This window comes from Psychrobacter sp. TWR1-1-1, assembly GCF_049895865.1.
Taxonomy (GTDB): Bacteria; Pseudomonadota; Gammaproteobacteria; order Pseudomonadales; family Moraxellaceae; genus Psychrobacter; species Psychrobacter immobilis_A.
The window spans coordinates 49,258-61,600 of sequence record NZ_JAFCTE010000008.1; the positions used below are offsets into that span (position 1 = coordinate 49,258).

The 12,343-nt window shown below is 44.6% G+C and carries 12 protein-coding genes; 5 read left to right on the plus strand and 7 right to left on the minus strand.

Annotation, left to right across the window (positions count from 1 at the left end):
* Window positions 1-266: 266 nt before the first annotated feature.
* From ychF to ACP69U_RS09200, 4 genes are all read left to right on the plus strand, one after another.
* A complete protein-coding gene (gene ychF / locus ACP69U_RS09185) occupies window positions 267-1,358 on the plus strand; it encodes a redox-regulated ATPase YchF (RefSeq protein WP_201501482.1) in 1,092 nt (363 codons plus the stop codon).
* 185 nt (window positions 1,359-1,543) lie between these two features.
* Entirely contained in the window at window positions 1,544-2,044 is a 501-nt protein-coding gene (locus ACP69U_RS09190) for a hypothetical protein (protein WP_087815014.1), read from the plus strand.
* Window positions 2,045-2,106: 62 nt separating this feature from the next.
* A complete protein-coding gene (locus ACP69U_RS09195; protein ID WP_198329709.1) occupies window positions 2,107-3,513 on the plus strand; it encodes a deoxyguanosinetriphosphate triphosphohydrolase in 1,407 nt (468 codons plus the stop codon).
* A 104-nt stretch (window positions 3,514-3,617) separates the two neighbouring features.
* Window positions 3,618-4,298, plus strand: coding sequence for a TetR family transcriptional regulator (locus tag ACP69U_RS09200; protein WP_045446867.1), 681 nt, complete (start codon window positions 3,618-3,620; stop codon window positions 4,296-4,298).
* A gap of 57 nt (window positions 4,299-4,355) precedes the next feature.
* Here ACP69U_RS09200 and gspK read toward each other — a convergent pair whose 3' ends face one another.
* The 6 genes from gspK to ACP69U_RS09230 form a co-directional block, all read right to left on the minus strand.
* Window positions 4,356-5,414, minus strand: a complete 1,059-nt coding sequence (gspK, locus tag ACP69U_RS09205) for a type II secretion system minor pseudopilin GspK (RefSeq protein WP_198329710.1) — start codon at window positions 5,412-5,414, stop codon at window positions 4,356-4,358.
* A gap of 39 nt (window positions 5,415-5,453) precedes the next feature.
* Window positions 5,454-6,308, minus strand: coding sequence for a type II secretion system minor pseudopilin GspJ (gspJ, locus tag ACP69U_RS09210; RefSeq protein WP_198329711.1), 855 nt, complete (start codon window positions 6,306-6,308; stop codon window positions 5,454-5,456).
* Window positions 6,305-6,799 carry a type II secretion system minor pseudopilin GspI gene (gene gspI, locus ACP69U_RS09215; protein WP_198329712.1) on the minus strand — a complete coding sequence of 165 codons (495 nt, stop codon included), beginning with the start codon at window positions 6,797-6,799 and terminating at the stop codon, window positions 6,305-6,307. The genes gspJ and gspI overlap by 4 nt, the downstream gene beginning before the upstream one ends.
* 3 nt (window positions 6,800-6,802) lie before the next feature.
* Window positions 6,803-7,630, minus strand: coding sequence for a prepilin-type N-terminal cleavage/methylation domain-containing protein (locus ACP69U_RS09220; RefSeq protein WP_227675913.1), 828 nt, complete (start codon window positions 7,628-7,630; stop codon window positions 6,803-6,805).
* Window positions 7,631-7,805: 175 nt separating this feature from the next.
* A complete protein-coding gene (locus ACP69U_RS09225; protein ID WP_045446854.1) occupies window positions 7,806-8,489 on the minus strand; it encodes a TetR/AcrR family transcriptional regulator in 684 nt (227 codons plus the stop codon).
* Between the two features lie 233 nt (window positions 8,490-8,722).
* On the minus strand, window positions 8,723-9,511 hold the full coding sequence (locus ACP69U_RS09230; RefSeq protein WP_426138371.1) for a TatD family hydrolase: 789 nt from the start codon (window positions 9,509-9,511) through the stop codon (window positions 8,723-8,725).
* A 260-nt stretch (window positions 9,512-9,771) separates the two neighbouring features.
* Here ACP69U_RS09230 and ACP69U_RS09235 point away from each other — a divergent pair, with 260 nt between their 5' ends.
* Window positions 9,772-10,437 (plus strand): acyltransferase, encoded by a 666-nt coding sequence (locus ACP69U_RS09235; RefSeq protein ID WP_426138372.1) that lies wholly within the window; start codon window positions 9,772-9,774, stop codon window positions 10,435-10,437.
* 53 nt (window positions 10,438-10,490) lie between these two features.
* On the opposite strand, the gene ACP69U_RS09240 is transcribed toward ACP69U_RS09235, so the two are convergent.
* Window positions 10,491-12,278, minus strand: coding sequence for a GspE/PulE family protein (locus ACP69U_RS09240; protein WP_426138373.1), 1,788 nt, complete (start codon window positions 12,276-12,278; stop codon window positions 10,491-10,493).
* Window positions 12,279-12,343 lie beyond the last annotated feature (65 nt).

The following is a 12,343-nucleotide window of genomic DNA, read 5'->3' on the forward strand; positions in this document are numbered from 1 at the left end:
TCATAATGAAGATTACTTGTACAGTGTGACGAGTCGTAGGCGCTTACCTGTCATACGCCGACAAGCCAAACTATCATTTTATAGCACAGCTTACCATAATCGATAAAACAGCAAAATTACCAGTCATGACCAAACGCAAAATCTCAGTATACAATACAACAACCTCACCCCTATTCAGGTAAATTTGCTACAATGTGCCCAATTTTGATTTATCATTTAACCAATCTTTATACCAACTGATTTTATTACTATATTGAGAGAATGTTATGGGTTTTAATTGCGGCATCGTCGGCCTACCAAACGTGGGTAAATCCACCTTGTTTAATGCGTTAACCAAAGCGGGAATCGCCGCTGAAAACTTTCCATTTTGTACCAAAGATCCCAACACAGGTATCGTACCAGTACCTGACCCACGCCTAAAGAAACTGGCTGATATCGTTAAGCCTGAGCGCGTATTACCAACGACGATGGAGTTTGTGGATATCGCAGGTCTAGTCGCTGGTGCTTCAAAAGGCGAAGGCATGGGCAACCAGTTCCTAGCCAATATCCGTGAGACTGATGCGATTGCGCACGTCGTACGCTGTTTTGATGATGACAACGTCGTCCACGTTGATGGTCGCGTCAGCCCTATTGATGATATCGAAACCATTAATACTGAATTGGCATTGGCAGATTTAGAGGCCGTTGAGCGTGCCATTCACAACCAAACCAAAAAGGCCAAAGGTGGTGATAAAGACGCGCAAGCATTGCTTGATATCTTTAAAAAAGTTGAGCCTTTATTAGCAGAAGGTAAAGCGGCACGCGCAGCGAACCTAGATGCTGATGAGAAAAAGCTTATCAGAAGTTATGGTTTAATCACCCTAAAACCAACCATGTATATCGCCAACGTCAGTGAAGATGGCTTTGAAAACAACCCTTACCTTGATGCAGTACGCAACTATGCGACTGGCGAAGATTCTATCGTTATCGCTCTATGCAACCAAATCGAATCTGAAATCGCTCAGCTTGATGAAGACGACAAAAAAGACTTCCTAGCTGAGATGGATATGGAAGAAGCCGGTCTTGATCAAGTGATTCGCGGTGGTTATGATTTGCTAGATATGCAGACTTACTTTACTGCTGGTGTTAAAGAGGTGCGCGCTTGGACGGTTGCAGTTGGCGCAACGGCTCCGCAAGCCGCTGGCGTGATTCATACTGATTTTGAGCGCGGTTTCATTCGTGCTGAGGTCATTGCGTATGACGACTTTATCGAATACAACGGTGAAAAAGGCGCAGCTGCCGCTGGCAAATCACGTTTAGAAGGCAAAACCTATATCGTACAAGATGGCGATATCATGCACTTTAGATTTAACGTGTAGTTTTAAGCAGTACATCCTGTCTGATAGTTAATAAGCCGATGTTGGAAATTCTCCATCATCGGCTTTATTTTATCTTAACATTGTTATATTATAACATATCTTTATTTTACTATTTGAGGACTTATACTGTGACTGACTATTTCTCTTTTTCTAGATTTGCCAGTGTTGCGCTTGTAGGAAGTATCATGACAGGCTCTCTATTGGGCTGTCAGCCTAATACAGAAAGTGATACGGTAGTATCTGAAGAAGTAACGCCCGTAGACGATCACGCTGAACATGCTCATGAAGAGCACGATGCTATGGAAAAAGGTCATGAAGGACACAATCATGAAAGTCATAGCCACGAAGAAAGCGCGCACGCAGGCCACGATCATGCAGAACATGCCAGCAACAGCACACCATTCTCTTGTGAGCCTACTGCTACTATCGGCGTGTCCTACCATGATGATGCTCCATTGCAGACAGTGCACCTACTCATCGATGGTATCGAATACGATTTGACCGCTACTTCTGATAGCGACGCCAGTACTGAAAAAACCATCTATACTAGTGATATCGGATTAGATAATACCCATGGCATTATATGGCAAGTAAATGGTGACAAGGCAACGTTGCGAAATAAAACATTGGGCAGCAATGTAGCTATCGAAGAGGAAGAGGTGCTTTTTAACTGCCAGAAATCTTAGTAGCTGTACCAAGGGCGCTATTTTGCTATGCTAGAGGCTCCCTTGGTTTCGGATGTTTCAATATGCTAACTACTCCAACCTCTTTGCCGTCTCCTACCACACAATGGTCTCATCTCCTCAACTCGCAGCGTCTTGGTGCTGCCAAAAAGTTTAACACCAATACGAGTACTCGCTCTCAGTTTCACAAAGACTACGACAGACTGGTATTTTCTCACTCCTTTCGGCAGTTGAATCAAAAAACCCAAGTCCATCCATTAACCAATCAGCTCGGTATCCATACACGTCTGACTCATTCGCTTGAGGTCTCCTCTATTGGACGCTCTCTAGCAATGATGGCAGCAGAAAAGCTCCATGATAAATTGGCCAGCGGTCTACCAGCAGGCGTATCGCCAGCCGATGTCGGTGTCATTGTACAAGCAGCGTGCCTCGCTCACGATATTGGCAACCCGCCTTTTGGTCATGCGGGAGAGTATGCCATTCGAGATTGGTTTAGGCAGCCTGACCCTCAAGCGATATTACAAAAGTTAAGTAGCAACGAGCGCTTGGACTTGCTGGCCTACGAAGGTAATGCACAAGGGTTTCGACTGTTGGCGCGTAATGAGCACCATCCCGATAAAGGTGGTATGCGTCTCACTTGTGCGACCTTAGGCGCTTTTATGAAGTATCCGTGGCTTGCCTCTCACAGCAACGATGACAATGATAAATACCATCAAAATGTACAAAAATTTGGCTGTTTTTATAGCGAGTCAGCACAATTAGAAGAGTTGGCAGCCTGTTTGCATTTACCGCGCTCAACACAGCACGATGGTTTTGCACGTCATCCGCTGGCTTATTTACTAGAAGCGGCAGATGATATTTGCTATGCCTTGATCGATTTAGAAGATGGTATCAATCTCAATATGCTGACCTATAGTGAGGTTGCCGCCATATTTTATGAGCTGATTGGTAAGCGCCCTAACAGTATCAATCTGCCCGTACACATGTCTGTCAGGCAGAGCTTAGCGTCATTGCGAGCCCGTGCGATGATGCGCTTGGTCAATACCGTGACCGATGCTTTTGTCGCCAACAGTGATGCATTGCTGGCTGGTACACTACAAGGCAGTTTATTTACCCATTGTGATGCAAATGTGCAAAATGGCATCTTGCAGGCCAAGCAATTGGCACGCGAAAAAATATTCAATCACCCAAGTAAAGTACGTATGGAATTGATGGCCAATCAATGCTTGCACCGATTATTAGACGCCTTTATACCACTGGCTTGGGCAAACGCAAAAGCTACCCCCACCTCCTTTGAGCAGCAGCGCCTACTAATGTTGTTACAGCCACATCTGGATGAGCATCGGCGGGTATTATCAGATAATGTCTATCATAATATCTTAAATATATTGGACTTTATCACTGGGATGAATGATCATGAGGCGTATCGATTGGCACAAGAGTTACAAGGCCATTGGGGTACAATGGTTTAAAAGACCCGTGCAGGTCTAGTAAATTAACACAAGTTGCGTATTTCAGTCGTATTTTTACGCTGAAATGAGTATGATAAACCCTTATTGGACAATTTTGAAATATTATGAGCAGTCGCGAACAAAAGAAACTTCAAACTCGGCACGCCTTTTTTAATGCCGTGCTTGATTTATGTATGACAGGGCAGTCTTTTAGCTCTATCAGCCTCCGGCAAGTAACGCGTGAGGTTGGCGTGGTGCCGACCGCATTTTATCGGCATTTCGATGACATGGAATCGCTTGGTCGAGCATTGGTGGTAGAAGAGCTAGGCGGTACGCTGGCGATCCTAAGCGATAGCTTGCAAATTGGGCGTAAACGTAGCTTTGATCGCCAAATTGCTAAGAGCATTCAGCTGTTCTTGTATATGGTTAGTGATCAGCCTTATTACTGGCAATTTTTAGTCAGTGAGCGCTACGGTGGCTCAGAAGCTGTACGCAAAGCTATTAATGAACTTGTCAAAAAACATGCTCAAAGCTTGGCTGATGATTTAGCGCTACAGCCTGCTTTTACTCATATCAATGCCTATGACCGTCGCCTACTGGCTGAAGCTGGGGTAAATATGTTCTTTTCTTGGATTATCGATTGGTTGGAGCTGACTTATACTGAAGACCATGATGATGAAATCGATCTGAACGAGATTGAAGAAAATAAACAGCTGATGCTCCATAATTGCACTCGCCAAGCACAGATGTTGTTTTATGGTGCTTATAACTGGAAATCTACGGAAGAGACGCACTTAGGAGATTAGGTGGCGTCAGATATACTACCTCGGCACTGATTGAGACTCTTTTTAGGTGACTCAACGTTAGAAACTGGGTCTAAATGCCCATAAACGCTGTGTCACCACTTTAATTTCTTTGGCTTTTTTATTATTGCCATTCTCATTATTATTGTTAGGCGTGCTGTTATTCGCATTACTCCCTACTGCCGCGCCAGTATCAGTCGCAATTTTACTAATCAATACGGTTGCAAACCGTTGTCTTTGTTGACCAAGACTTGCACTATCCGTTGCGGTAATAAGCGCCATAAAGGCTTGGCTATCGACTGCGAGCAGTGGTTTTAATGCCTTTCGCTGATCATCATTTAAGCTGCTCAACATCGGCAATTTCCACACATCATCGATAGAGGCTAACGCCTGCTTTGCCCGCATATCGACCAATCCCTGCATCTGTTGGCTGGTTGCGCCATCTATCAGTGCAGCCAGCAAAACTGGACTGGCCGTATTGACATTAATAGGCACATAATATGGAACCGCCGTAATATAAGGACGTAGTGCCGCTAATACTTCAGCATTTACCCCTCGAATCTCTTGCAATTGATCGACACTGACCAATGCTTGATTGGGCAAAGTCTTACTCGCTGAGCCACTTGATTGCTGAGAATAAACCACACTCTCATCACCACCATCTTGATAAACGTCGCTATCCGTATCTTGATAATCAAGAACAGCAATAGCAATATCAGGTTCCAGATTTAATTGTGTCAACAGTCTTTGAAATATGGCTAAGGCGGCACTATCAACCGCGCCATTCTGATATAAGTTATTAATATTAAAACGACTGGCTTCATCGCGCAATTCGATACTGATGCTATGATTGGCTAAAGAATAAGGCGGCAATGGCTGCGCCCAAATGTCTTGCTCGCTATCTGTGTCATTCAGCTTATCGTCAGCACGAATCATCGTGATGGCTAATTGCTGACCAGCATTGATATCTTGTGACAGCTGATTTTGATCAAACAATAAGCCGCTGCGCCTAATAGCAATCTTTTGACTGGCAAGCATCGCTCCCGCTACCACGGTAATACTGACCACCAATAGTAAGATAGTGAGCAGCGCTACTCCGCGCTGAGAGTGCGCTATCATTGACTTAAGCCGCCTTTATTATTGACCCAGTGGTACATTTTAAATATTACTTCCTGCATTGTTATTTACATTGCTATTCGGGTCGTCATTATTAGTCTTATCACTACTATCGTTATTGCTACCATTGCCATTATTAGCAGCATTGTTATTGCTTTTGTTGGTATTGTTAATTGGCATTGGTTGAGGAGCAAGCGCCCACTGCCAAGTGATGGGCATATCCTGATAAGTAAAATTGACAGCAATGCCTTTGGGCAATAAAACCACTGCTGGCTTGGCGCTTACAGCATTGGTCGTCTGCCCAGAGGTTTGATTTGTACTGCTATTGCCGTTATTACTGCTGTCTTTATTGGGAAATTTGGTGCTCAGTTCAGGTAAATATGCTTGCCAACGCCCTGCGGTGACGCCTTCGAGTAATACACTGTCTAGGCTGATGCTATCGCGCCCACCATCGATGCTGGTATATTGACGGCGAATTAAACGCTCATCGGCAAAAATGTATTCGATATGTTGGACACTCATGCTACTTTGATAACGTGGATCAGGGTCGGCAAAACGAACAAAGCTGACATGCTCACCATCCAAGCTCACAAAAGGCTCAGGCACTGTTTCATTGGCTTGGGCGCTATTGTTTGTGCTATCACTGGCGTTTGTACTGTTATTTGTCACACTGATATTTTGAGTATTTGGTATTTGATAAGGGATAATTTGACCCATGTCTTGCTGTAGCTGCAAATAGGCATATTGCAAAACAGCTAAGTTATCAGCATGAAATTGTGCACGTTCGCGAGCGCGGTTGACGCTATCAAACACTTGCCAGCCAGCCACCGCCAGCATCGCAAATATTGCCATGGCAACCATCAATTCAAGTAGCGTAAATCCACGCTGCGACTTCACGGATTGCCTCCAGACTGCCCTGCAATATCAGCACCCAAACTGCTTAAGTCCAAACTGCCAACGTCTTGCTCCACATTGCTCAATATTACGTTGATATCAGTCACGGCGGTACGCGTCTGTCCATCTATAATGGGTGCGACAGCGATATTCACCTCTTTTAAAGCGGGCGTAATGGCATCACTAACCGTCATCACTACTTGCCAATCACGCCCTTGAGCATGGATTGTTTGTGTGCGATTGGCCGTCAGCCATGTCTCTTGGATACGCAAATCAGCGGCCGCATTCTGTGCGACAAAATGTGCCAATGTACGTGTGCGTAAGACATCCACTGAGCTGAGATAAGCACTACTGGCACGGCTAGCAGCCACAGCAACAACTGCTAAAATCGCTAACGCCACCATTACCTCAATCAGAGTAAAGCCGCTTTCATGCTTTGATAGCATTGGCTTTTTGTTTATATCAGCAGATATAATGCCATCCTTATCTATCATCAGCTACAGTCCTTGTCCGATCGTCATACTACCATCAGGCATAATGGTAATGACCTCGCCCACCAGACGCGAATTATGCAGCACCTCAATGGTGACAGGCGTTGCTTGCCCTGTACCAAACCATAATATCTGTGGGACTGCTTGATCGGCAAACCAAGGCTGCAATGTTTGCCCCTGTTCAGGCATTGATAGATTGCCAGCCTCCAAGCTTTGCACCCTTAAACTAACCCCAGCAGGTAACTCTGGCAAACTGACTTCTGGCTCAATCTCCCAGCTAGGCACTGGCTGTTGCTTTCCCATCGCCCCCGACCTACTTGTCAGGTCAGCAGACAATTCCATCGAATTTTTAGGCGTGCTGTCCATGCTATTTGACGGGGTATCATTGGTCTGATAGGCAATATAAGGATTTGATAAAGTCACAATCACAGGAGCTACTTGACCTTGTTTATCTGCTTGTAAACTTAAACCCATCGGCTGCATACGCTCAGCAGACAACAACCGTACATAGCTCAGTGAATCCGTTAAATGCTCATAAAACGCACGGTTTTTACGCGATTCACTACTGCCCACCGACAAGCTCATCATGCCGGCAAAGATAGATAGAATAACGACCACCACTACAATTTCGACAAGGGTGAAACCCTGTTGTGCCTGAGCAAGGCTTGAGGATTTATAAGGGGAAACGTAAGCGTTGTGTACTGGAAAGGATTTATGCTGATAAACCAGAGGTAAGAGATATCTATCCGTGTTTTTATACTGCAAATATTGATGACTTAAGTGTGAATAGCAAGTGACCGCTGAGCTGGACGGAATCTTGGCAGTGACCGGCATATTGCACCTATAAACCTATGAGTAGGTTGTGGCATGAAGAATAAAACTATAATTGGGCGCTAAAGCTGGTAAGCATATATCTATTTTTAGCATGGATGCACCGTGCTGCGATAATGAATATAGCAACACGAATTTAAAAAACTTGCGTTAAAAGACCATAAGTTGAATAAAGATATTAATAACTGGTATTACGGTGCTCTTCTGACTCAGTATCGATTTGCTCGACCAACTCCTGCATATCTTCATCCATCACCTCATCGTCAGCCGCAGGATAATGGCTCGGCAACTCAAGCATTTGCTGAACGAAGGCATAACGTAGGGTATCACGGCGACCCAAATACCGCTGGTAAAAGCTTGAATTTAATAGTCCAGCACCGCCCTGACCCATCGCCCAAATCGAGGACAAATAGTCGCGCGTGCTCAAACTACTGTGCTGCTCTTGTAAATACGCGCTGATAATGTCAATCAAGCGTTTCATACGCTGACGGCGAATATCATATAGCTCACCAAACAAGCGATTGAGACCCGTCACTGATGCCGCCAAACGCTCTTCGATTTGATTGAGCAACATGGCTTTTTGTGGGTTAAACAACTGCTGAAAGATCATACGAGCAACGCCTGCTGATGGACAATCATCAATACGATTAATCTCGAACAGTTGTTCTTCATAGCGGATAATAATACGCAAATAGAGTTCATCTTTACTGGAGAAATGCTTATACAGTGTACCTTTAGCCAGATCCAGCTGGTCTGCCAAACTGTCTAAAGTAATATCACCATCGCCCGACTCAAGTAGCAATTGCTCTGCCATCGCTAAGATATTCTCTTCTCGTGCCTTGAACTGATGCTGACGACTCATAATCTCTCCTAAAACCTGACAAGATTAAGCATATGACCATCGTGTGGATGAATGCATCGGCGACAAGCGTATAACGTCATACAAAGTCTGCTCGAAAACCACCAAAGGAAATATGCTTATGTTTGCTAAATAGTCATTGATAATCATAGGCTTACGCTCCACATCATAAGTACAAATAACGTAAAGCAACAGGACTGTATCATAAATGACTGAGTGGTCATAGCATAACCATTTTAGTGATACTGTGCCAGTAAATTCTCAAAGTTTTTTGCAGTTAATACCCCAACATCATCGCTACTACAGCCATACATCTCTGCCAGACAACTGGCGACATACGGTACGTAGGCAGGCTCATTCGGTCTACCACGCTTGGGCACCGGTGCTAGATAAGGACTGTCAGTTTCGATAAGCAGTCTGTCTCTAGGCATGTTTTTTGCTGCATCTTGAATCATTTGAGCATTTTTAAAACTAACAATGCCCGAAAATGAGATATAAAACCCTAAGTCAAGTGCACGCTTGGCCGTCTCCCAATCTTCGGTAAAACAATGAATAATACCGTGTTCAGCGCCTTCTGATTTTAGGATATCAATCGTATCTTCTTTGGCATCACGCATATGAATGACGAGTGGTTTCTTCAGGCTTTGACTGGCATGAATATGGCGAGCAAGACTGGCTTGCTGCTCTTTTTTGTTTTCCGTTGACCAGTAATAATCTAATCCTGTCTCCCCAATCGCCCATACATGGTCGGCATCAGCCGTTTCGATCAAACGCTCAACCGTCGCTGATTGCAAGACACTGATATCTTCACAAGGATGAATACCGACGCTCATGCCAAGATTTAGCGCCTCATCACCATAAGTGCTGACAATATGAGCAATCTCATCATATTCGGCAAAATCACACATAATCGCCATTGCCCGAGTGACATTGGCAGCTTTCATCGCGTCAATCGCGCCAGACAATTTACCATCATACTTGGTTAAATCTAAGCGATTAAGATGGCAATGGCTATCAGTAAACATAAGTAATCTCGTTAATAAACATGAATGAATAAAAAATATTAGGTTTAAAACCTTAGAGTATTGATTGCTCCAAAGGCAACTGTTTTCAAACAAAGTTTAGCGTTACACTATCAGAGTCATGGTTAACCGTGTCTGAAACGGTATCAAAACTGACTATATTCTTGACATGAGCCTTGATATAAAGACAGCTAATCAACCATAGAAGCCAGTCGCTAGCGAAAACATTACGCCTTCTACTCACTTTTCATAAGCCCATCATTATGAACCATAAAAAAACCATCAGCCTTTCTCCGATTATAAAAACATTATTACCCAAACAGCTCTATAAAAAGCGGTTTTTGTTACAAGACAAAGGGCTCAATAATCATATCAATATCGCCAAAGATGCACGCATCATTGGCAATTCGACCATTACCATTCGTAAGGGTCATGACAATCACATCACTATCGGTAAGGGCGGCAAATTTAATCAGTTAAAAATTGACATCAACGGCAATCACAATCAAGTCACGATTGGAGAGCACGTTAAATTCTCGGGACAATTATTGGTTGTCGGTAATCATCTGCATATTTATATCGGCAATAATACCACCGCTATTGATTGCTATATTTTGGCGCGCGATAAAAGTGTGACCATTGGTCAATCGTGCATGATATCACGTGGTATCGAAATTCGAGCGACTGACGTTCACAAGGTCTATGATATAGACACTAACGCGCGAGTGAATAAGGCACATACAGACGTCATTTTAGGAGACCATATTTGGATTGCCGCCAATGTGACCATTTCTAAAAACGTCTCTATCGCCAGTGGTTGTATCATTGCAGCAGGGGCATTTGTCAATAAACCAGTTGAGACGCCCAACTGCATGATTGCTGGTACACCAGCCAAAATTATTCGCCAAAATGTACGCTGGGAGCGTTAAAGAGTTAAGTTACAAGGCAACGTTTTGCTAAAGCAAGCACTGGCTATTTGACATCAATGCAATGGCACCACTCTCATTACTTCTTCTATAGTCGTCACCCCTTCACTAATACGCTTTGCGCCCGATAAGCGCAATGGCTGCACACCTTCGCGGTACGCTTGCTGCTTAAGCACATCTAAATTGGCATCGGCGGCGACCAGTTTTTTTAGCTCATTTGACAACGGCATGATCTCGTACAGACCAACGCGACCTTGATAGCCCGTATGGCGACAATGCTCACAGCCTTGCGCCGTATAAATTTGCGCTGGAGCGGGCGCACGCCAAGGCTGAACCAGTTCCTGCCACTGAACAGCAATTTCACTGTCTGGGACTACGTCTAGGGCTTTTTTGCAATGCGGACATAACGTGCGTAGCAAACGCTGCGCCATGACGCCTAATATCGTCGCTGAGGTTAAAAACGGCTGAATGCCCAAATCATGCAAGCGAGTAAGTGAGCTTGGTGCATCATTGGTATGCAACGTCGAGAGTACCAAATGTCCAGTGAGTGATGCTTGTACTGCCATATTGGCGGTTTCGGCATCGCGAATCTCACCAACCATAATGATATCTGGGTCTTGGCGCATCAAAGAGCGAATACCATCGGCAAAGTGCAAATCAACCCCTGGATTGACCTGCATTTGGTTGAAAGCAGGCTCAATCATCTCGATGGGATCTTCAATCGTACAGACGTTAACTTGCTCGGTGGCGAGCTGCTTAAGCGTACTGTACAACGTCGTAGTCTTACCTGAACCAGTCGGACCCGTAACCAAGATAATGCCATTTGGATGCGCGGTCAGCTCATGCCAAGTATCGAGCTGCTTACCTGACAAACCAAGCTGAGCAAACGAGCGCACCAGCACTTCAGGATCAAATACCCGCATCACCAGCTTTTCGCCAAAGGCAGTCGGCATCGTCGATAGGCGCAGCTCAGTTTCCAGACCCTTTGGCGTACGGGTTTTCAACCTGCCATCTTGTGGTTTGCGTTTTTCTGCCACATTCAGTCGTCCTAATATTTTAATCCGCGCCGTCACCGCGACAATGATTGCCAAAGGCATCTCATAGACGGTATGCAACACGCCATCAATACGAAAACGGACTTTACCCGTCTCACGGCGAGGCTCTAAATGGATATCACTGGCTCGCTGCTCAAAAGCATATTGCAACAACCAATCGACAACTCTGACAATATGTTGATCGTTGGCATCGGGGTTGGTATTGTCGCCCAGTTGCAGTAATGCCTCAACATTGGTGACATCAGCCGCCGCCCGCTTATGTACACTATTTGCTCCTGCAATCGCTTGGGTGACTTGGTAAAACTCTTGACGGTAGCGATTGATTTGCTCAGGATTGATATAAACCGTACGATAGCTTTTAGACTTGATTAATTTTTCGATACTTGTCTGCCACTCAGTACAAAACGGCTGGTCTGTACCGATGACGACTTCATCATTCGTCACTTCAATGGGCAAAATATGCTGTGAGCGGGCATATTCAAAGGACATCAGTTGGGTCACGGCTGGGACATCGACTTTTAATGGATCAATACGGACAAGTGCCATGCCTGCTTTGGCAGCCAACCATTGATTCAACCATACCAAAGTCAATTTATGCTCAACATTTTTATCCAGTGCATGACCGTTTGGCAGACCAAATTCACTGATGGTCAGGAGTGGATGCTGCGCTTTATCACGGCGGCTCGTCATCACTAAATTGTAGCCACGCTGATCAATCACCTTATCTGCCAATAGTTCATCTAAGCACCAACGTAAATCAATCACGATTGAGTATTTCTGAGCAGACATATTTTTTTCTTCTTTTATTATTGAGGAGTGATTTATGGATAATTCATGCGGCAGTAATGGCGTCA